The sequence below is a fragment of the Streptomyces sp. NPDC045695 genome (assembly GCF_056432025.1).
Genome location: NZ_JBWKJU010000036.1, coordinates 19730 through 39843 on the forward strand (window position 1 = coordinate 19730; position 20114 = coordinate 39843).

The window sequence follows — 20114 nt, forward strand, 5'->3', positions numbered from 1 at the left end:
GATGCGGGCGGCCTTTGACGCGGCAGTCCTGGTAGCAACGCGGTCATCCGGTCAGCGAGTTCCTCCCACACCGCCGGGACCGGGCGGCCGCTAACAGGCGCCTGTGTCTCGGGCAGGACGTCCTTGACGACCCCGACGATCGCGACATGCGCGAGCCTGAACAGTTCCAGCGCCTTCGCACCCGCAGTGTGGCGGCCGTGGCCGGCCGAACCGGCCGTCGTAGAAGCGGCTCACTGGTCTCCGCAGACTCGTCAGCCGCCACCCCACGAAGCCCAGCGCGACGTGTGCGACTTCCGCATCACGCGGACTGGGGCGCCGCCCCGGGCAGGCGGTCCGAAGTGTCACCTCAGGCCCGCAGGATCATGTTGACCTCGGCGGCGGTGGTGGGGCCGAAGGCGTCGGGGCAAGCCACGCCCAGGCGCTCGGCGACGTCCCGCGCGTGCAGGTCCACGGCGCTCTCGGCCAGCGTGGCCAGCGTTTCGACTGCCTCGCGTGCCCGCCGCCGGGCCATCGGTATCAGCGCCGCGGCCAGCAGTGCCGCGGGCCACCAGCCGGTGCCGGCTGCGATCGCCGCGTACCCCCAAGCCCAGGCGGCTAGCCGGGCCGCCGCCGCGTAATTGTCCCGTACCGTCTGGATGTCACCGCGCAGCTCACCGCTCGCCAGCGTCCACACGTGCGGCCAGATTTCAGCAAGGTCCAGGCCGTAGCAGCGGCGCACGCGGCCGGCGGCGTCCTCCATCCGCTGGGCCGGCCAAGTCGGGCCTCGGTCAGCGGGCTCCAGGAGCGCTTCGCGTCCACGCTGGCGGGCGGCGCCCACGGATCGACGACCTCCCGCACCGGCGCCGCAGGAGCGGGCGGGGCAGTCGGCGCGGTACCCGGCGCAGCGGCGGGTGCGGGCACACGGGCGTCAGCCGAAGCCGAGCGGTGGCGGGCGCGGGGGTCGCCGCCGGGGCGGCCGGAGCGGGGGCGGGTGCCCCGGTGGCGGCCGCGGTGGTGACGGCGGCGACGGCCTGGTCGACGCCCGCTCCGGCGGCGTGCGCGTCGAGGGGGATCCGGGCGACGTGGATGCCCTTGGCGTCGAGTGGGCCCATCGCGGCCGCGATGTCCGGCCATACCGGGGAGGCGAGGATCGGGTCGCGCACCAGGCCGCCTGGCATCGTCGCCTTGAGGAGGTCGGCCCACCGGAGAGATCATCGCAGGTAGGGCCCAAGGCGCACGCTACAGGGGCAATACGTGATCGGCCGGACAGCTCCTAGCCCCACCGCCCGGTGTGCCAGCGCCTCCACCTGGACAGTGGTCGTAGCCGGCCCGGCTCCCGCCTCGGATACCGTGTTCCTCTACGGGGTGCCATAACGGATGTGACGCCCCCCACCGGAGGTAGTCAGCGTATGAGTTCAAAGCGCAGCAAGAATCCAGCCCTGCCCGTACTTGACGACGCATTCCGACTCACGTCGGTCAAGGACGCCGAAGAGTCAACCCGTGACTTGGCCGCGCGGCTGGCCACCACCGAGCTGCGCCGCGTTTCCCACCCCGGCCGGGTCACCTGGGAGCCCACCGATCAGGCCGAGCCCGTACCGGTCCCGCCGACTGTGGTCGACGGTGACGGGGACCTGTGGCTGCGGGACCGGGGCACTGGCACCTGGACCATGCCCGAGTTCAACCCGAAGGAGTTCCCGGACCGCTGCGGCGAGGTTCTCACGTGGAACCAGCTTGCCCGCGAGTTCGGCCCGCTTACCGCACTGGCCGACGACCGCCGCATCGGCGGCGGCCGGCGCTGACCGCGCAGCCTTCTGGGATGACCGCGCCCCTGAAGCGCCCGTTACGGGTAGCTGGAAGCTCCAGCTACCCGCCGAGCTCGACGATGGCGGCGAGCAGGTGAGCGTGGTGGTCGGTCACGATGTCTCCATGTTGCAGCCGGATAGTCGTCGCTGTCCGTGGGGTCGGGGTGGAAGACGCGGGTGTAGCGGAGCCCGGTCTCCGGAGTGATGTTGAACACCGCGCATCGGTGCTGCGGGGCAGCGCCGGTGACGCGGCCTCTTCGAGGATCCGGTCCTCGCGAAGGTGCTGGGCGGTGACCGGGAGGCCGCGCAGCAGAGGCCGGGCCGGGCCGGCGACGGCTGCGGGCACGAGCAGGACGGATTCACGACGGGTTCAGACATGACAAAGCCCCCCACGAGAAGTCAGGACGAACCGCCAGAGATCGGGGCCGGCCCCGGGCGGTGACCGGACTCCGCGACAGCCGGGAGTACCAGCGGCCCGCGGCGGGTCTGCAGCACCACCCGCCCGCCCGGGGAGGCCGGGGTGAAGAGGAGCGCGCGGTGCCCGTGGAACTTCTGCTCAGAGGCGGCGCCGCCCGCCAGAGTTCCCGGACTCGGCGGCCTGAGCGCGGGGGCGGGCTGGGCGGTACGGCGCCGGATCGCCCAGGAGATGCCGCCCGGTTCGACCGGATCCTCGTCGTCGCCGGGCACCGCCAGGGCTGCAGCCGGACCCTCCGCAAGCACGGGAACAGGGAGCCCCACGCGAGCGACGAGTGCAACACCCGCAGGGAGGTCACCCCGGCCGAAGCCGTCGAGGCGCCCCAGGTAGCGGCCAGCGCCGCTCGTGGTCCACCCCCCGAGGCCCAAGGGGGCAGGTGGAGGTCAACTACCGAAGGCGCCCCCTGCCCGTCGTGCTTTCTGCCGCCCGGGCCTACGCCGCCGGTGCACCACTCCTCGAATACCTGCTTGAACGTGCGGTGCCGCAAGGCCGATGGTGGTTTGCATGGATGACGTGAAGCTTTCGGATGGCGTTGTCACTCTGTCTCCTCCGCGCCTGGACGACGCCGATGAGCACCTGGCAGGCGAGGACGAGCTGCTGGTGCGGTGGCTCAGTGGGGGGCCAGGCACCCGGGAAGGCACCGAGGTCTACTTCCGCCACTGCATCGAGCAGTGGGCCACCCGTGGACCGTTGCGTGCGTTCGGGATCCGTGTGGCTGCCGAGTCAACGCTGGCGGGTTACATAGACCTGCGGTTCGAGATGGCGGGCTTGGTGCCTGGACAGGTCAACATCTCCTACGGTCTCTACCCTGCCTGGCGGGGTCAGGGACTGGTGACCCGCGCTGTCCGCCTGATCTGCCAGTACGCCGCAGCTGAAGGGGCGACCCAAGGAGTGATCCGGGTGGACCCGGAGAACTCCCGGTCGGCAGCGGTCGCGAGACGGTCAGGTTTCACCTACGACAAGCGGGTTCCGGAAGCCGATGGCAATCAATGCGACTGGTACGTCCGCAGCCTGACTTACGGAGTCGATCTGGCGATCATATGACTACTCCGTGCCCGGCGCGTTGGATGTGGGCATGGGGCGGGGTGATAAGGCGCCGACCTGACGCCCCGCGGACGATTACGCACCCTCGCTGATCAGCGATCGGCGAGCCGCAACAGCCGAAAAGCTGCCGTGCCGATCAAGACGCTACTGACGTCCCTTCTCTCGGCGTACGCCGGTCGCGGCCACCACTCACCCGGCGGCCGCAACCGGCCCCGCCCCCGAACCCCGGCACATACCGCGCCATAAGGTCCACGCGCAGCCGCTTGAACCGCAGCGGATGCGGGAAGGCCCCGCCCGGTCCACCGACCGGTCCGCGCTGACCTCCGCCACCAGCGCCGGACGGACCGACACCATGTCCAGGACGTCACGGCTCCCCCACGCCGAAGCGAACCGCTTACCCTCCCACGGGTGCCCGGGAGCGGCCCCGGCCAGGTGCTCGCCTGCCTGGCGGGCCTGCTCCGGGCTCAGCGGGACCGTCCGGCCGGCCGCGCGCAGGCGGCCCGCAGGGTCGTGGCGGCCGAGGACGGAAGCTGCATCCGCAACGCCCGGATGACGTGCGATGCCAGGGCTGAAGGACAAGATGCCCGCAGGCCGGGCGAACGGCCCGCTGGTGACGACCGGGTCGCGATGTGTGCCGCTGAGCCGGGCCGTAGCGTGCCCCATGTGGTCGCCTTGCCCGTACGGCCAAGCGCCGCAGCGGCGACGTCGAAGTCCACTCTCTTGTCCTGCCCGTTCCGTCTCATACCTCCCCTGTACGGCCGACGAGGTGGCGTCGGCCGTCTCGGATCTGCCCACCTCCCAGACGGTGACGCGGCGGCTTAGGGAGCATCCCGCCCCGCGGGCCGGGCCCCGGGCAAGCCCTTGACGGCCCTCAGCCTCGTTTGATGCGGCCCCGGACAGCCAGGACGCTCAGGGTCGTTTCTGGCCGGCCGGCGGTGGGAAGCGCGAATTGTTCCAGCAGCGCCGCTGCCCGCCAGTACGCGTAAGGCTCGTCGGTCTCGCCAAGGGCTGTTCACCCGCGGCCGGGCAATCGCAGCGACGAGGCCCGAGAAGTCCGCGGTGCGCGCCGCGTCCCCGACGTCTTGGTCCTGGTCGGGCTCCTCGCCACCTGCTCCGGTATCTACGTCACCGTCGGCGAAGCCGGCCTCATCATGGACGCGCGTGGAGGGGCCCTGACGCCGTACGGCACCAGGGCCCCGAGGGGCTACTTCACGATCGACCCTGATTCTGCGCTGGCGCTTTGTGTCCATGCGCCCGACCGGTCTGCTGGGCCATGAGGAGTACACACCAGCAGCAGGACAAGGGCAGTCCCGGTTGGCAGGTGCTTGATCACTGAGGGAAGGAGGGAGGGGCCGAGCGCCATCAGGACCGTCCGAGCGGAATTCTGAGTGCGCGTATCGCAGGACGTCGAATGTGAGGTGGTCTCCGGCAATCCACGCCGATCCTCGCGCCTCGGACACTCAGCGCCACGTGCCGGCAGCCGGGCCCCGTCCCCGATCCTGCCTCCGGGCCCTGCAGCCGGAGCTCACGTTACGCCGGCGCCCAGTGGTCAGGCCCCCGCCCTCCGGATCCACCGGCACGCCGCAGGGATCACCGACCGACCCTGCCCGACGGCAGCCTGAAAGCCTCGCTTGACCGTTGTGGTCAGCCTATGGGGAGCCAGATGGAGTACACGCGCGGGTTGGGATAGGTGAACGTGTTGGTCTCGGCGTCGTACCGGGTGTTCTGCAGCTGGATGTACCCCTCCTCGCGCATGTCGTAGTTGCACTCGGCCCACTTGCCGGCGGTCAGCTTGTTCCGGCAGCCGCCCGTGCGCCCGTAGTTGGTCTGCCACAGCCCCACCGCCGACTTGCCATCGGCCAGCGTGTCCTTCACGTAGATCTTGTCGCCCGCCTTGTCGAAGCACGTCACGACGCCGGTGCTGGTGATACACGGAAGGGCCGCCGTGATGCCCTCGGCGTGCTCGCTGACCACGCTGTCGTCGACCTCGATCCCTTCGATGGTATCGGCGGAAGCCTGACCGCCCAGAACCGTGACCGAAAGAGCCAGGGCGGCCAGGGCGATCCCGGTGGACGACAGCGACTTCCTCAACGGGCTTTTCTTCGACGGCATCCTGCAGTCCTTCCACGGAGTGCGCCGGGCCGCTGGTGCGGGCGGCGCTCGGAGCCTTGACAGTTGTCAAACTAGGCGTGAGCGGACGACGTTGTCGTTGGCCGAGCCTCCACACTCGGTTCGCAATGCGTCCACTCAGGGGCACACGCCTGGTTCCGGTATTCCGTGGGAGGCAGGCCATAAGCCACGCGGAAGGCGCGGGTCAGGTCGGCGGCGCGGGCGAATCCGCAGCGGGCGGCTATGAGGTGGACGGGCATGCTCCGCAGCGCGGGGTCGGCGAGGTGGCGCCGGGCGCTCTCCAGGCGCTGGTGACGAATCAAGGCAGCGACGCTGGTCTGCTCGCCCTCGAAGATGCGGTGCAGATAACTGACGGATATGTGGTGCGCGGCTGCCACCGAGCGGGGTGTCAGTTCAGGCTCGTGCAGATGGTCTTGGATGTACTGCCGGATACGCAGCAGCAGAGTGTGCCGGCGCGTCTCTGGTACGAGGGCGTCGTCACTGCCCAGGGCGTGGGCCACCAGCGCGGACACCAGGTCGATCACCACCTTCCCCAGCCGAGGGCCGTCCGTCAACCGATAGCAGGAGGTGTCCGTCAGTACCCGGGTGAGTAACTGGGCAAGGAGCGTGCCCAGGCCGTCCCGGCCCGGCAGCGGCCGGTTGATCAGTTCGCCGACGCTGTTCGCCCGCAGGGGCAGTACGTCACGCGGAAGGAAGAGCCCGACTCCTTTGATCCGGCCCTGCGCCCCGGACGCGGAAGCGTCCATGACGTGGGGGTGGGAGGTGTCCAGCAGGACCGCGTCACGCGCGCCGTACTCCGCCGCACGCCGTGACCCGACGACATGCATCGCGCCCCGCAGGGGAATCGAGAGGTGGTACATCTCGGGGTCGGCCTGCCGTATCAGTCGCGAACTCCGTCGCAGAGTCATCGACGGGTGCTCAACCGTCCACAAGCGCACCGGTCCCAGCTCCACGATGCGCTGCGTCGCGACGAAATCGGCGGCATGACGGCTCAGGACCTGCGCGGGCGCATACGCCTTCAAGAGGTGCTCACGCCAGTAGTCGAAACGGTCCGGCGGGGCAACGTCCTCACTGCGGAACGACACCTCACTCAGCATGCTGTACTGCACCCCTATACGTGTCAGGCGGACAAATCGCCGGGAGGAGCCTATGGCGTCGCGCGCCCCGCGGGGCTGTGACCTGTGACGCAGGCAGTCCGATCCAGCCACAGTCCGCCTGGGTCACCAGCGGCTGTCGTGGCTGCTCGGCGGTGGCGGTCCGGCCACTGGTGGCGGAGTCGCGACCCCGCCACCTGCGCCGCGATGCACTACGCCGCCAGCGCCCCAGGTCCGCCGGCGCGCACCGCCCCCGCTGGTGCGGCACCTCGACCGGCCCCAGCGCCTGGGCTCCGCTATAGACACGGCCTCGCGCCTTCGTACTTGAGGCTCGGCAGACGGGTCGGCGGTAGGGACTCCAGCCGCCGCACCGGGTCAGCAGGTTTGCCGGCGCAGCCGGACTGAGACCGAGCGCGGAAGCGGCCCGGACTGGGGTTGGGGCGGCCCGGTACTGCTATCGCCAGAGCGCTCTGGCCACCCGGCCTCGCCCCCGCACGCCCTATCGGCGCGGACCGCCCCGACCTAGCCGCAGCCGGCCGGTTCCCCGCATCACGAGCACAGCGTTCGGCACCCTGTGCGACATCGAACGGGGTGCGTTGACACCCGAAGCTGACACCTCCACTCCCCCGCCCAGCTTCGATCGATCTATCGGCGGCGCCCCTCCACGGACAACGGTGCGTTCGCGTGGGTCATGGTGTCGTCGAGGCTGTACGGGACGCAAGGTGCCGTTCGCCGGTGACGACGAGCGAGACGTTCTGCCCACCGAAGCCGAAGGAATTGCTGAGCACGGCCTCCTGGGGGACGTCTCGTCGCTCGGCGACGACATCGAGATCGATGTCGGGATCGACGCCGGCCGCGGTGAGGTTACGGGTCGGCGGGATGACGCCGTGCTCCACACTGAGGACGGCGATGAGTGCTTCGATCGCGCCGGCGGCACCAAAGAGATGACCGAGTGCCGCTTTGGGGGCCGTCACGGTGGCGCGGCCGAAGACCTCCCTGATCGCGTGTGCCTCGGCAACGTCGCCGACCGGAGTTCCGGTGGCGTGGGCGTTGATGTGGCTGATCTCCTCGGGAGCCAACCCGGCTTGCGCGAGGGCCTTCCGCATAGCCGAGATCTGACCGGAGCCGTCGGCAGCGGGTGCCGTGATGTGGTGAGCGTCGGCGGCGATGCCAGCGCCAGCGAGCACCGCGTGGACGCGCGCCCCGGGCGCTGGCGTGCTCGGCGCTTTCGAGCACCATGACAGCGGCGCCTTCACTGAGGACGAATCCGCTGCGGTCCGCGGCGAACGGCCGGGACGCTGAGGCGGGTTCGGCGGTGTGCCGCGACAGTGCTTGTGCTTGGGCGAAGCTGGCGACGGTGATCGGGGTGATCGCTGCCTCGGTCCCGCCCGCGATGACCACGTCCGCCTCGCCGGCACGGATGAGCCGGGCGCCCAGGGCGATCGCCTCGGCACCGGAAGAGCACGCCGAGACGGGGGTGTAGACACCGGCCCGTGCACCGTATTCGATACTGATCAGCGCCGCCGCCGCATTGGGCATGAGCATCGGGACCGTGCGGGGCGAGACGCGCCGCGTCCCGGCGGCCTCCAGTACGTCGTCTTCCTTCAGCAGCGTCCGTATGCCCCCGATGCCCGTGCCGATCACTGATGCGAGCCGGTCCGGGTCCACCTCTGGGGCACCGGCATCGGCCCAGGCTTCGGCCGCTGCGGTGAGGGCTGCCTGCTGCGAGCGGTCGAGCCGCCTGGCCTGCACCGGAAGCAGTGACTCGGCGGGGTCGATCGCCATCGTCCCCGCGACGGTGTCGGGAAGGCCGGCATCTTCGTGGCCATGCAGGACGCCGCCGCGGATGCCGGACTCGCCGGCAAGCAGGGCTTTCCAGGTGGACTCCACGTCTGCCCCGAGTGGTGTGATCGCGCCGAGTCCGGTCACGACGACTTCAGTCTGCTGCATGCCCTCAAGCTTTCTTGTATGCGATACAAGTGAACGCCCTTGTTGTATCACATACAATTCGGGTGTGGAGAAGAAGCGAACCGAAGCTCGGTCAACGTCGGCTGGGACGCGTGACCGCGGTCACGCGACGAGGCACCGGCTCATTGAGGCAGCTGCACGGCTCTGCAGGGAACGACCCGGGGCTGAGGTGAGCGTCGCGGAGATCGCGCACGCGGCAGGCGCCTTCCCCAATCAGGTCACCTACTACTTCGGCTCAAAGGACTCGCTCCTCGTGCACGCCGCCTTCCTCGGCTTGCTGCACGATGCCCGCCGGATTGAGCGCATCGGCCGTCAAGCCCCTGATGCGGTGACATTTCGGCGCAATATCGCCCGCGCCGTACTGGCCATGCCCTCGCTCCCGTCCGTCACGCGAGCTCTCGCCGCCGGGATCTCCAAGCCTGAACTCGCCCCCGTGGTCGACCAGCACCTCCAGTTGCTGTTCCGGCAATCCGAGCGCTTCGTGAGCCAGCTCATCGACAGTCGCGGCTGGAAGGCCCATCGACCGCTCAACGTGGAAGCCAGGACGTTCTGGAGCACCGCGCTCGGCGCAGTGCTGCTCGTCCGCGCCGGGGCACACGGCACCGTCGCCGATCTCGACCTCGCCGGAGCATTGACCATCCACGACGAATCCGATCCCGGTTGGGCCGATTCTTTGGGATGACCTTGCTGACCAGACGAAGATGGCGGCGAGGTGGAGTCCGGCGAGGTAGATGGTGGCGGTCTTGTCGTATCTGGTGGCCAGGCCGCGCCACTGCTTGAGCTTGTCGATGCACCGCTCGACGGTGTTCCGTTGCTTGTAGCCCTCGCGGTCGAAGGCAGGTGGCCTGCCACCGCGGCTGCCGAGACGTTTGCGATGGGCGGCCTGGTCGGCGGGCTGCGGGATCACCGCCCGGATCCCGCGCCGACGCAGGTGAGCACGGATCGCGCAGGACGAGTACGCCTTGTCGGCCAGGACCGTGTCCGGGGCCGCCCGCGGCCTGCCAGCAGGCCGAGAAACCCGTAAGCGAGCCATGACCTGGGGGAACGCGGGTGCGTCACCGGCCTGGCCAGGTGTGACGACGAAGGCCAGCGGCCTGTAACGGCTGTCGGCGGCCAGGTGGATCTTCGTGGTCAGTCCGCCGCGGGACCGTCCGAGGGCATGGTCGTCCGGCTCGCCTTCCGGGGCCCCTTTTGACGGGCCCCGGCGGCGTGCTGGTGGGCACGGACGATGGTCGAGTCGACCGCCACGACCCAGTCGAGATCGCCTTCGGCATCGGCCTGCGCGAGCAGCGCGGTGAAGACCTTCTCCCAGGTCCCGTCGGCGGCCCACCTCCGCAGCCGGTTGTGGGCGCCCTTCCACGACCCGAACTGCTCGGGCAGGTCCATCCAGGAGCGGACGCTGGTCAATCTACGTGTGAGTTCCGCTTGCGCGAGGAGGACCAGGATTCGGCGTCCACGCGTCAGGAGCAGTTGTCCAGCGCTTCGGAAGGTGGCCTTTGCTGGGAAGGCCGGGTGTTCACCTGGGCATCACGCCCATTCAACCCCCTGCGATCCGGTTCACGGTCGCCACAACCGCTTGTGTGCCGTCTTCTGCCCGGATGCGTCCTGCCAGGTCGGTGGCGCGTCGGCGGTACGACGGATCCGTGGTGACCTTCACCAGGGCATCGGTCAGTGCCGCGGAACTGAGCCTGCGCAAGGGGACAGGGGCAGGCGCAACACCGAGGGCGGTCAGGCGCGTCGACCAGAAGGCCGCGTCGAACTGGATGGGTACCGGGATGGCTGGGATTCCTGCCCGCAGGCCTGCTGCGGTGGTGCCGGCACCGGCATGGTGAACCACGGCGGCCATCTTCGGGAAGAGGGTGGAGTGCGGTACCTCGTCGATGGTGAGCATGTCGTGGTCTTCGGCGTGCAGCCCGCCCCAACCGCGTTGGATCACACCGCGTAGCCCGGCCCGGCGCAGAGCGTGCACGATCGCGTTGCTCAGGCGCTCGGGGTCTGGCACCGTCGCGCTCCCCAGGCCGACGAAGACGGGCGGTGGGCCGGCTGCCAGGAAGTCGGTCAGTTGGGGCGGCCAGGGCCGAGGGGGGACGTGCGGCCACCAGTATCCGCTGATGCTGAGGCCCGTACGCCAGTCGCGCGGACGGGGCACAACCAGCGGGCTGAAGCCGTGGTGGATCGGCCAGTTCTGCCGTTCGCGGGCGTGGCGGGCCGCTCGCGACGAAGTAGGGGGAAGACCGAGCCGCGACCGCAGGTCGCGCGCCGTGTCAGCGAAAATGCGCTCCAGGGCGGCGCTCACGACTCGTCCGGCGAGCCGGTTCCCCGACGTTCCGCAGGAGCGGGTGCCGACCACCGGGGGCGGGAACTCGCGCGTGGTGGACAGGGGCTGGAGGTAGACGCCCATGCTCGCAAGCCCCAGTCCCTCGGCGATGGTGTGGCCGATGGGGCCCAGCGAGCCGGACAACAGCAGCACCTCGCTGGACTGGGCGGCCCTGAGGAGCTCGTCGGCCATCTCTGCGAGTGCCCTGCGGGCCAGAGAGACGAGTTTCAGGAGCTTGCCGGCGCCGGTTGCGCTGTCGTGCAGGGCCCGGCCTTGGGGGGAATGCAGCTCGGCGTGGGGGTCGACCGGCAGCGCATGGAATCCAAGCCCCGCCGTGGCAGCCATCGAGGCGAAGCGCGCGTGGGTCACCAGAGTGACGTCGTGGCCCGCCAGCGCGAGGCCGTGCCCAAGTCCTGTGAAGGGCGCTACGTCGCCGTGCGATCCCGCCGTCATCACCGCTACCCGCATGAAGTCAGTATGCCGTCGATTGACGGCGACGGCAGTTCGTTCACGCTGACATGGGTGTCGGTGTCTGGCAGTTACCCGTACGCGGCCGCATACGCGGCGAACCAGGCGATCGGGCCGTGGCCGTCGTTGGCGGCGTGAGGCGGATCGTCTGGCCAACGCTCCCACGGCACAGGGTGCTTGCCGACGCAGCCCTTGCCCCCTCCGCTTGCAGCAGTGCGGGACGGTGAACGGTGGCGGCCCGGGGGCCGGCTACGGGTGGGTCGTCTCGCCCTGGCTCCCTGGCGCGGCGCCTGGCCGGCGCCACTGGGGCCGTCGCTGCCCGCCGTGTTGCTCGATACTGCGCCGGGGCCCGGCCCCGAGATGCCCGGCTCGCCGAAGGCGGTGTCCGGTCTGGTCAATCCTGCGTTTCCACAGTGAGCACAGACACGCTGTTCGGAACTCGCGCGCTGTGTCCGAGGCAAGGACGCGGCGGTTGCGGCGGCGGTGGACACCCGAAGCGGACACACGCTGTGAGGCGGCAGGGGTGCTGGTGAGGGCGGCTACCTCGACCCGGACGAGGTAGAGGGCGCAGGCTCGTTTCTGCGGTGAATCCGACCGCCCGCGCGGATGAGTTGTCGCCGAGGGTCTGTCAGGGCGGGTGTCGGGTCCACTAGACCCGCCTTTGTGATCAAGAACCTGATGCTGCACGGTCTGCCCGCGCTCGCCCTCTGCGCCCTTCCCCTTCTCGCGGCTTCGGCCGCGCATTCCGCCCCCGCCGCCACGGCGGCACCAGCGGCCACCGGTGTGGCTGGCCCGGCTGGGATGCGTGCTCCCCTGCCGCTGTCGACCGGCTCCTACAAGAGGCTCAACAGGATCGCTCTGCGGTAGCCGGATCGCTCTGCGGGGGCGCCCCCCCCCGCAGCGAGAACTCACTGGCGTGATCCTTGGCCGCATCCCACCCCAACCGGTCGGGCGTCATCATGCGTTGACCAGCTTCAGAGTCTTCTTCGTCTTCTTCGCTGCCGTCTCCTTCGCTGCTGTGGTCGTCTTCTTGGCTGCTGCGGTCCTCCCAGTCGTCGCTGGTGCCTCCGCGGTTTAGGCGGCGCCTGTCTTGTCGTGGATCTGGAAGGTGATTACGTCGACTTCGTCGGTTTCCGCCAGATCTGGGTAGTGGCCCTTGAGGCCGTCCCGGAGTTCGGCTGCGGTCGTCAGCCCCTCGGCTTGGGCGTCCTGGTTGGTGAGGTCACTGACCAGGCAGTGCCTGATGCCGGTCACCTCTGCCGGCAGGACGACTTCGGGGTCGCTTTCAAACACCAGCCGTGCCGGCCCGAGCTGAGCCGGGTCCCGGAAGCGGGTGGTCTTTGTCTTGGCGCCAGAGCGGACGTCTTCAAGGTAGCGGGGGTTGAACCGGATGATCGGGGGACCGGCCGTCTCAGGGTCTTGGTAGAGCGATGGGTCGAGACCGTTCATGCCTTCCGGGGTCCATCGCTGAGTCAGCGGCATCAGGTCGGCGGCGAGAACGGACCTGGGCCCCGCGGGCGTGGGCACGATGACGCGCATGGTGGGGTAGTAGTCCACGAAGACCTGCCGATCGCGCCCGCACGGGCCGATGACCCCTCGCCCGTGGTTTCCCACGGCAACGATGCAGCGCATCTGGCGGGCGCCCTGGGCTCGTGGGGTTCCCAGAGCCACGAGTTCGGCGCAGGGTCCGCCGGTGAAGTGGTAGAGGTTCACGCCAGCGAACATCCGGTAGTCGGCGGCCATGACCGCAGCCCCCATCGTGTGGATCCCGTCTTCGTCGGGCCCAGCGTCCGTATGCGCGTCTATGGTGCGGCGTGCCAGCTCCACGAGCTCACGCTCGTCATTATCGAGAGCTCGTGCAGATGACGGTACGTACACGTTTTCAGCCTTCCCTTTCGTCAGCAGTCGCCAAGATCATTCCACTCCATGCAGCTGGGCTCCACGGGATTTCGGCTTGCCTTGACTGGGCCCCTCTGATGGGCCCTCTGGTGGTCCCGCGGGAGGGATGGAGCGCCCTGGCTGAGGCTGGTCGTGGTCACGGACGACGATCCCGGGCCGCGGTTCTGCCGTGACTGTGGTGGCCCATTGATGCCGACGGTGAAGGCGGCAGCGGTGTGCTGCACGTCGGTGGGGTGTGACCGAGGTACGCGCCAAAGGGGCAACGAGATGATCTTGAATCCTGAGCGCTCGGCCCCGTATTTCAGAGGGACACGAGGGACACGCACGCTTTTCTGCCAGCGGCAGAACCCGACCGAACCGGACTCGACGATCACTACAGTCCAGGCCGCATGGCATCGTCGGCACCCGGAAGTGAAGGTGATCCGTCGGGACCGGGCAGGCCCCTACGCGGAGGGGGCACGAACCGGTGCCCCGCAGGCGATGCAGGTCGCAGATGCCTGGCATCTGTTGCGGAACATCACCGAGGCGGTGGAGAGAACCGTCGGATCCAAGCCGTCCTCGCGAATACGGCCCGGTTGAAAGGAGCCTGGCGCGTCGCGGGCTACAGTCCGATTGTGCACCGGGCGACACGGCAGGTCTGGCTATGGGTAGCGGCAGCCGCCTCAGCGATCGTCGTCGTGTCCTGCTTCGCGCTGATGGTGCAACCGGGATCAGGGGAGCTTGACCCGTTGCTTCCGGCGGATTCGGGGGGCCAGGTTGTCTTCCAGCAGAAGGCTGCTCGCGACCGGGCCGCGCTTTTCACCGGGCTGCTGAAATACGGATCGCTGCCGTCGGTGGACGTCGGCGACTCGGTGGAATTCTCTGCCACTCTCGCCGGCCCCGAGGCCGACTCCCCCGACCTGCTACCGCCCCGCGAGGCGGCCGAGGACACTCGCGAGCTGCCTGTTGGCGGAGTCCAGGGAGCACATTTGTCCGAGCCCCGCGGGGACGTCAAAGTGGAGCCGATCGGATCGAGCCGCCAGTTGCTCTCCAGTCGACAGGACAGGGTGGAGTGGCGCTGGAACCTCACCCCGCGCAAGCCCGGCCAGTACCAGCTGAACCTGGTGGTCGAGACATACCAGGGCGATACCGAGAACATCCTCGCCCGCACGACACCACCGATCCACATCGCCATGACCGTCAACAACACCTTCTGGCACCGCGTCGGCGAGGCTAAGGAGTGGATCATTGCCGCAGGCGCAGTGCTTGCAGCCTTGGGCGTGATCTTCACCCCCTTCCGCAAGACATTGGTCGCGTTCGCTTCCGGCCGCTTCGGCAATGGTCGCCGAGCATCCAAACGGTGACACCAAACCGTGCCTCCGCTGTGACGGCCCTGTTCTCGTATAGCTGCCGCTACCCGTCATATAGCAGAACGTGATGGCCTTGGGGTGCGGTTCAGTGCTTCCCGTTCAGCGTGGGAACGCAGGTCGGACACCAGGGCCCGCGCGTCGTTGAGGTGCTGGTTGAGGACCTGCCAGCCCGTGCCGGTGAAGACTGTCCGACTGACGCCCTCCATCGGCCTCACGCCGATGAGGTGCGGACGCTCGCCGGGGGCGGTTGTGGTGCCGGTTTGCCACGGCACCACACACCCCCGGTTCCCCGCCCGGCTCCCGACGGCGCGGGCCTGCGCGGTTGTCTTCAACCGCCGTTGCACGGCGACGGCCAGGCCCCCGCCAGTGCCGTCACCGCTGGTCGTCGTCCTCGTCCTCCAAGGCGGGGGGCGCCTGCCACGTCAGGATCTCCAGGGGCGAGTGCAGGCGCCGGGCAGGGCCGGGGAGGGGCGCCATCACGGCGGATGCCTCGTCGCTGAAGTAGACGACGGGCTTGCCCGGGGTTCCGGCAGACGCGGGTGCTGCCGTGCGTGAAGTCTTCGTGGTGGTCATCTGGTCCCCCTGGTTGGTCACGGGCCCTGTCCGGTTGAAGGCCGGCACACAGGCCGGCGGCGACAGCGTATCCAGTTTCCGAACTGCGGCCGAAAGAGATTTCCTTGGGCCGCTTCCGCAGGTCAGGCCTCCTCACCTCCAGATCGGCGCTCGCCGCCCCTGGGACAGTCGCGGGTTCGGATTGCGCTGCGGCTCGCGCGGCGCTGCGGCCTCCCGCCCCAGACGTCATCGGTCGTCCGCCGCCGCGCGGGCACCGCTCGGGTGCCACCGGACCGGTCGCAGCGGCCGTCGCGGCTCGTACAGCCGACCCGCCGTACCCTGGACCGGTTCGGCCGCCTTGCCGACGACATGGGACATCTCGTGCAGGAGCAGGACGGAGGGCATCGGCGACACCAGAGCGACGTCCACGGCCGGTCCTCGCTCACGCACCGCGCGCGCCAGTTGGTGCAGCTCTTCGTGGCCGGGATGGCGGGCCCGGAGATCGTCCTCGTCCAGGAACACGGTCACGCCCCCCTCCACGGTCTCCGCGAACGGTCCGAACTGCTGCTGGGCGGCTTCCGGCCCGAGCTCGCGGCATTCGACGGTGTGCAGGGCGCGCCTCAGCATGGCCGCCACCTGGCCGGCGTCGGCGTCGGCCGGCAGCCGCGCCTTGCCGCGTGCGATGCGGCCGGTGAACAGTGCCGGGTCTGACGATTGATCGCTCATCGTGCGGTTCTCCTTCTTCCAGGGTCGGCGGGTGTCAGGACTGGTCGAGTTACATCTCGTACCAGGCGGTCAGTTGGGCGGAGTTCTGCGGGATGGACCTGACCAGACGGAGAAGTCCTTCCCGGACGGGGCGAACCTCCTGGCAGGAGAGGCGGACAGGTCCGTGGTGCGCAGGGCTGCGAAGCCGGCGACGTGACGCTCTTCGAAGGTACGCGCGCCGGTGAGGCTGTCGGCTGCGGCGAGGTAGCGGGTGACGAACGGGTCGAGCGCCGCGCGGTGGGCAGCGAGGTGGCGGAGGTAGGCGGGGCTGTCGACCGAGGCGGTGTTCGCGGCTTCGGCGTCGTGGGGGGAGGGCACCTCGAACCAGTCACTGATGAGAGCGGTGAGGGTGGCCGGGTGGTCGCCCGGGGTGTCGGCATGAGGATCGGTTCGCCAGTGGCCGTCGGCGGCCCCGTGGGCGGATGCCTCGCGGTCGTGGAGGTGACCGAGGACGCCGGCGAGGGTGAAGAACCCCAGGACGTGATCGGCTCCGGCGAGGACGGACCGGATCGTGGGCTCGTCCGCCACCACGGTGGGCAGCACGAGGCGCTGCTTGCGGTGCTCGCGCTGGAAGGGCAGGCAGACCGCCGCCTCGATCGCGGCGTGCTCGGCCAGCAGGACAGCGGCGCTCTGCGAGGGCGCGGCCTCACGTTCCCACTCCACCGTGTCGTCCTCGTCGGCCAGGCCGACAAGCCCGAGTCCGTCCAGGCTGACGCGGTAGACGCCGGTGGTGCTGGCGGTCAGGGTCAAGGTGCCCTCGCGGTCCGGCAGCGGCTGCGTGTGCTGCAGCGTGCCGTCGGCCCGGTTGAGGTTCCAGGCCCGATGGCTGGAGGGGCGGGTGGCCGCGGCGAGCGCCCAGTCGAGCAGGTGGACGAGTTCTTCCTGGCCGGCGGTGACCAGGTCGGTGCGCGAGGAGTCTGGCGACTGGCTGGAGAAGTGCTCGCCGAGGCGCTGGAGAGCTTCCTCGGGGAGGTCGATGGCGGTTTCGGCGCCGGGCGGGAGGCAGGGTCGGTGCCGTGGACGGTGCCTTCGGGGTACGTGCGGCAGCTGCCTGCCCAGCCGCCGGCCGCGTACACGCTGGCGTGGGCGGGATCGGCGAGGACGTGGGTGGCGACGTCGAGAGCGTGCTCGGCGGCCTGGACAAGGTCGGGCGCGGTGCTTCAGTCCGGCGAGGTGGCACAGGGCGCGCGCGGCGCGGTGGCCGGTGGAGCGGGAGGGGGTGTAGGCGGGTTCGATCTCGGCGAGGAGGTCGAGCAGGGCAGCGCGCAGATCCGCCGGGCCCGGCGCGGGGAGCGGGCCGACGGGCCACAGGGCCAGGGGCAGGGACCGGGAGGCCCACAGCGGCAGGACGGTGGGGGTGGCCTCGCACGCCTCGATCAGGTGGAGGTCGCCGCTGTGGCGGGAGGTGAACAGGTGGACGTGCCCGCTGCTGCGGGTGAGCGGGTCGACGAGCCGGATCCGGCGCAAGGTGGCGCTGAGATGGTCGCAGTCACCTGCGAGTTCGGCGTCCTGAGCGGCAGTGTGCTCGGCCTCGCCGGTGAGCTGGGGGATCCAGTGCGGCATCAGGCTGCTCTGGTCGGCGGAGCGGCGTCCGAGGGCAGCACGCCAAGTCGTCTCGCTGATGTCGGCGAGGAGCATCCTCGTTCCGGCCAGCGTCAGGACGATCCCGTCGCGGTGGCCAGCCCAGCGCAGGCCTGCGACGCCGGATCCGCTCTGCCGGTAGGCGAGAGCGTCGATCCACCGGTCCAGCTGGGAGGGCGCGATACTCACCACCAGTTCGTCGGTGCGGGGGGTGAGACTGCGGATGCCGAACGGGCCGCCAGTGAGGATGGGGCGGTGGCGGCCGTAGGCGGCGATGAGCGCCTGGAAGACCCGTGCCTCGCCTCGGACCTGTCCGGGCGCGGGCATCGGGATGAGGTGCCGGGAGTCGGTGAGCTCGGCTCGGGCGGTTTCCCCGGACTCACCCGGGGCCATCTGGCGAAGGGCAACCGGGGCAAGGTCGGTATCGGTCGCGCGAAGGCCCCACTGCTGCCGGGGCGTGTACGGGGTCAGGATGCGGGTCACGAGCAACTCCCGCGTGAGATCCGCTGTCACCTGCTACAGGTGTGTGGAATATGCGCGGTGTGACAGTGGGAGCCGACCAGTTTTTGTACCTGCCCGCTTGCCCCCGGACCTACGTGACCTGTGCCAGCGAAGCTGGACCGGCAGGGGCTTGAGCTGCGCGCTCCCGGAGTCCGGCTCGCCGGAGGACCGCTCTTTGCCGGCAGGTGCCCGAGCACCACTGGCGGGCGCGGGACGGCTCGAGGTGGGCCACGGAGGTTCCGCATGCCGCACATCCCCACTGGTCACAGCCTCTGGTGAACTCCTGCTCGAAGGAGTGGTCCGAGCACCAGGGGTTCGGCCTGAGGGGCTGGAAGGGGCAACGGCAGGTCAGCCAGGACGAACAGGCACACCCAGAAGATCTGCACCCGACTAGGTTCACGTCGAGAGCGTCAGCACTTCTCCTTCCGCGCCTCCTGGATCAGCGGCTCGGCCTCGTCCAGCGTGAAGGTGACCTGCCAGGTCTCGGCCGCCCGGTGCAGGGTATCGGCGAACTCCTGATAGCCGTGGTCCTGTTGAGCCGCGTCGGCGGCGCGGTTGGTCGCCGTGTTCAGGTACTGCTCGGCGGTCTGGTAGTAGGGGTCGGTCAGATTTGACGGCCGGGGGCGGGCGAGGTGGTCGGTCAGCTGCTGCAGGGAGGCGCAGGCGGACTTGGCAAACTCGCGCGCCGCCACCGTGGCCTTGGAGGGCGTCGAGCTGCAGGCCGCCAGGGAGAGCGTGGACGCCAACAGCAGGGGCAGGGGCAGTGACAGGCGAAGTATCAGCTGACGTCGACTAGTCATGGGCCAATCCTAGTTAGCTGACGGCCCGACCGCCCGGAAATCCGGTGGGCCCGCAGCCACCGTCCCGCCCGGCCCACATCTGGGCCTTGTCCGCTCTGGCCTGCAACGCGGCCATCAACGACGGCGCCGCTTCCGCCCACTATCGCCTCAACGCCCCCGCACCTCGGCGGGCTCGTCACCCGCGACGGTAGAAGCCAGCCACACGATCACATACCAAAACCCCGCGAAGCACCCCAGCGAGGCAACCGCACCGAGCATGCACCCACCCCAATCGGTCCAACTTTCCTGGCGGGCGCCCCTGGTGCTCAGGCAGTGATCAGCAAGACCAGGAGAACGGACAGGGTGCCCGCTGTGAGCGCCGCTCCGACGGCGGTGAATACCAGGTAGATCGACGGATTGTCCCAGCCTCGGATCTCGAAGCGGCGGGGGTTCTTCTCGTCGTAGAGGACCGTGACGGAGTTGCCCATGCCGTAGCCGTGGAGAACGGTGCCGCGGCCGAAGCTGGAGGGGTACGTGCAGTCGCGGCCGTCCCGGGTCGTCCAGGCGACGACAGGGTGGTGGTACTTGGCTCCGTCGTCGTCTCGCCGGGTGTCGTGACGCACAACTCGGCCTACCGCAGTGATTCCGGTGCGTCGGAGCGCGCGGGCGCGGCGGAGTCCATACCCACCAGCGCAGAGGAAGCTCACGCCGATCAGCAGCGGTATGAGCGAGAAGAGCCATTCGCGTTCCATGTGGTGTCCGACGCGCAAGTGGGGACATTGGTTGCCGGGTACAGACGTGCCCTCGGCATGTCATCGACCTGGACGCTGAACATGCCGAAGGCAGCCGACTCACCCAAGCCCTCGGCGCGCGCTCAGGGTCGAGAATGGTCAGGAGCTGCCAGACCGACCGAGGAGCACCTTGTCTCACACCAGCCGCTGGCACCTGCAGGGTTCTGCTGACCATTCCTACTCCGGCGAGGAGGCTCGGCAGCTCCTTCGACACCGGTGGGACTGGGCCACGCAGGAGACGCGATTCGAGAATGAGGCGGGGCACATCCTGACTGTGGTCACCAACGGCCAGCGCGCCAGGGTCGTCTTGCTGAACGAGAACGGCGACCTCGGCGAACACCTCATCGATCCGCGCGGCACAGGCTCTTCCGGCGGCTACCCCTTGTCCAATGGGCAGAGCGGCACCCACGCCGACCGCGAGACCGTCACCTTCGAGGCGGCCGGCCATGCCGTGGCGCACCTCATCGCTCATGGCTTTTGGCCGCCCGAGGTCCCCGTCGAACGCGGCCGCCCACGGGGGCACTCTTAGACGTCGTTTCTTATGGCGTGATCGTTCGTTGGACCGTGCATGAAGGACTTGGTTGAGCGGCTGGTCCCGGATGAGCTGTGGGTGTTGTTCC

Annotated in this window: 18 protein-coding genes and 3 pseudogenes; 7 read left to right on the forward strand and 14 right to left on the reverse strand. The window is 69.5% G+C overall.

Going from position 1 to position 20114, the window contains the following annotated elements; genetic code table 11:
• Positions 1–346: 346 nt before the first annotated feature.
• Together AC07DU_RS33220 and AC07DU_RS33225 are read right to left on the reverse strand one after the other, a co-directional pair.
• Positions 347–739, reverse strand: a complete 393-nt coding sequence (locus tag AC07DU_RS33220; protein WP_479115609.1) for a hypothetical protein — start codon at positions 737–739, stop codon at positions 347–349.
• Between the two features lie 28 nt (positions 740–767).
• Positions 768–1142, reverse strand: a complete 375-nt coding sequence (locus AC07DU_RS33225) for a hypothetical protein (protein WP_479115612.1) — start codon at positions 1140–1142, stop codon at positions 768–770.
• 246 nt (positions 1143–1388) lie between these two features.
• On the opposite strand from AC07DU_RS33225, the gene AC07DU_RS33230 reads away from it, so the two are divergent.
• Positions 1389–1778 (forward strand): hypothetical protein, encoded by a 390-nt coding sequence (locus tag AC07DU_RS33230; protein WP_360904062.1) that lies wholly within the window; start codon positions 1389–1391, stop codon positions 1776–1778.
• A gap of 402 nt (positions 1779–2180) precedes the next feature.
• Here the strand turns inward: AC07DU_RS33230 and AC07DU_RS33235 are convergent, their stop codons facing one another.
• On the reverse strand, positions 2181–2501 hold the full coding sequence (locus AC07DU_RS33235; protein ID WP_479038593.1) for a hypothetical protein: 321 nt from the start codon (positions 2499–2501) through the stop codon (positions 2181–2183).
• A 259-nt stretch (positions 2502–2760) separates the two neighbouring features.
• On the opposite strand from AC07DU_RS33235, the gene AC07DU_RS33240 reads away from it, so the two are divergent.
• Entirely contained in the window at positions 2761–3300 is a 540-nt protein-coding gene (locus AC07DU_RS33240; protein ID WP_479115614.1) for a GNAT family N-acetyltransferase, read from the forward strand.
• 1644 nt (positions 3301–4944) lie between these two features.
• Here AC07DU_RS33240 and AC07DU_RS33245 read toward each other — a convergent pair.
• From AC07DU_RS33245 to AC07DU_RS33255, 3 genes and pseudogenes are all read right to left on the reverse strand, one after another.
• A complete protein-coding gene (locus AC07DU_RS33245) occupies positions 4945–5412 on the reverse strand; it encodes a hypothetical protein (protein ID WP_360904054.1) in 468 nt (155 codons plus the stop codon).
• Positions 5413–5483: 71 nt separating this feature from the next.
• Positions 5484–6527, reverse strand: a complete 1044-nt coding sequence (locus AC07DU_RS33250; RefSeq protein WP_479115632.1) for an AraC-like ligand-binding domain-containing protein — start codon at positions 6525–6527, stop codon at positions 5484–5486.
• Positions 6528–7213: 686 nt separating this feature from the next.
• Positions 7214–8474, reverse strand: a pseudogene (locus AC07DU_RS33255) (beta-ketoacyl-[acyl-carrier-protein] synthase family protein).
• A 64-nt stretch (positions 8475–8538) separates the two neighbouring features.
• Here AC07DU_RS33255 and AC07DU_RS33260 point away from each other — a divergent pair.
• Complete coding sequence (locus AC07DU_RS33260) at positions 8539–9174, forward strand: TetR/AcrR family transcriptional regulator (RefSeq protein ID WP_479115634.1); 636 nt, start codon at positions 8539–8541, stop codon at positions 9172–9174.
• A gap of 6 nt (positions 9175–9180) precedes the next feature.
• Here the strand turns inward: AC07DU_RS33260 and AC07DU_RS33265 are convergent.
• A pseudogene (locus AC07DU_RS33265) lies at positions 9181–9881 on the reverse strand (IS5 family transposase); the annotation flags it as partial.
• A 148-nt stretch (positions 9882–10029) separates the two neighbouring features.
• The gene (locus tag AC07DU_RS33270) at positions 10030–11262 is read right to left on the reverse strand and encodes a glycosyltransferase (protein WP_479115636.1); all 1233 of its coding nucleotides are present in this window, start codon (positions 11260–11262) and stop codon (positions 10030–10032) included.
• Positions 11263–11940: 678 nt separating this feature from the next.
• Between AC07DU_RS33270 and AC07DU_RS33275 the strand changes: the two genes are divergently transcribed.
• Positions 11941–12144 (forward strand): hypothetical protein, encoded by a 204-nt coding sequence (locus AC07DU_RS33275; protein WP_479115616.1) that lies wholly within the window; start codon positions 11941–11943, stop codon positions 12142–12144.
• Positions 12145–12351: 207 nt separating this feature from the next.
• On the opposite strand, the gene AC07DU_RS33280 is transcribed toward AC07DU_RS33275, so the two are convergent.
• Positions 12352–13104: an ASCH domain-containing protein gene (locus AC07DU_RS33280; protein ID WP_479115618.1), complete on the reverse strand. Its 753-nt coding sequence runs from the start codon at positions 13102–13104 to the stop codon at positions 12352–12354.
• Between the two features lie 456 nt (positions 13105–13560).
• Here AC07DU_RS33280 and AC07DU_RS33285 point away from each other — a divergent pair.
• Positions 13561–13713: pseudogene (locus tag AC07DU_RS33285) on the forward strand (transposase); the annotation flags it as partial.
• A 77-nt stretch (positions 13714–13790) separates the two neighbouring features.
• A complete protein-coding gene (locus AC07DU_RS33290) occupies positions 13791–14519 on the forward strand; it encodes a hypothetical protein (protein ID WP_479115620.1) in 729 nt (242 codons plus the stop codon).
• A gap of 378 nt (positions 14520–14897) precedes the next feature.
• On the opposite strand, the gene AC07DU_RS33295 is transcribed toward AC07DU_RS33290, so the two are convergent.
• From AC07DU_RS33295 to AC07DU_RS33315, 5 genes are all read right to left on the reverse strand, one after another.
• Positions 14898–15098 carry a hypothetical protein gene (locus tag AC07DU_RS33295; protein WP_479115622.1) on the reverse strand — a complete coding sequence of 67 codons (201 nt, stop codon included), beginning with the start codon at positions 15096–15098 and terminating at the stop codon, positions 14898–14900.
• Positions 15099–15323: 225 nt separating this feature from the next.
• On the reverse strand, positions 15324–15803 hold the full coding sequence (locus tag AC07DU_RS33300; protein ID WP_479115624.1) for a hypothetical protein: 480 nt from the start codon (positions 15801–15803) through the stop codon (positions 15324–15326).
• 69 nt (positions 15804–15872) lie between these two features.
• A complete protein-coding gene (locus AC07DU_RS33305) occupies positions 15873–17906 on the reverse strand; it encodes a hypothetical protein (protein ID WP_479115626.1) in 2034 nt (677 codons plus the stop codon).
• A gap of 428 nt (positions 17907–18334) precedes the next feature.
• Positions 18335–18724 (reverse strand): hypothetical protein, encoded by a 390-nt coding sequence (locus AC07DU_RS33310; RefSeq protein WP_360903804.1) that lies wholly within the window; start codon positions 18722–18724, stop codon positions 18335–18337.
• A 305-nt stretch (positions 18725–19029) separates the two neighbouring features.
• Complete coding sequence (locus AC07DU_RS33315; protein ID WP_479115628.1) at positions 19030–19326, reverse strand: DUF3592 domain-containing protein; 297 nt, start codon at positions 19324–19326, stop codon at positions 19030–19032.
• A 298-nt stretch (positions 19327–19624) separates the two neighbouring features.
• Between AC07DU_RS33315 and AC07DU_RS33320 the strand changes: the two genes are divergently transcribed.
• Complete coding sequence (locus tag AC07DU_RS33320; protein WP_479115630.1) at positions 19625–20023, forward strand: hypothetical protein; 399 nt, start codon at positions 19625–19627, stop codon at positions 20021–20023.
• The last annotated feature ends 91 nt before the right edge of the window (positions 20024–20114 follow it).

What these genes read in the sequence shown, in the direction of transcription:
- AC07DU_RS33220 (WP_479115609.1), bottom strand. Translation starts at nt 739, where the DNA reads ATGGAGGACGCCGCCGGCCGCGTGCGCCGCTGCTACGGCCTGGACCTT.
- AC07DU_RS33240 (WP_479115614.1), top strand. Translation starts at nt 2,761, where the DNA reads ATGGATGACGTGAAGCTTTCGGATGGCGTTGTCACTCTGTCTCCTCCG.
- AC07DU_RS33295 (WP_479115622.1), bottom strand. Translation starts at nt 15,098, where the DNA reads ATGACCACCACGAAGACTTCACGCACGGCAGCACCCGCGTCTGCCGGA.
- AC07DU_RS33300 (WP_479115624.1), bottom strand. Translation starts at nt 15,803, where the DNA reads ATGAGCGATCAATCGTCAGACCCGGCACTGTTCACCGGCCGCATCGCA.
- AC07DU_RS33245 (WP_360904054.1), bottom strand. Translation starts at nt 5,412, where the DNA reads ATGCCGTCGAAGAAAAGCCCGTTGAGGAAGTCGCTGTCGTCCACCGGG.
- AC07DU_RS33270 (WP_479115636.1), bottom strand. Translation starts at nt 11,262, where the DNA reads ATGACGGCGGGATCGCACGGCGACGTAGCGCCCTTCACAGGACTTGGG.
- AC07DU_RS33310 (WP_360903804.1), bottom strand. Translation starts at nt 18,724, where the DNA reads ATGACTAGTCGACGTCAGCTGATACTTCGCCTGTCACTGCCCCTGCCC.
- AC07DU_RS33230 (WP_360904062.1), top strand. Translation starts at nt 1,389, where the DNA reads ATGAGTTCAAAGCGCAGCAAGAATCCAGCCCTGCCCGTACTTGACGAC.
- AC07DU_RS33250 (WP_479115632.1), bottom strand. Translation starts at nt 6,527, where the DNA reads ATGCTGAGTGAGGTGTCGTTCCGCAGTGAGGACGTTGCCCCGCCGGAC.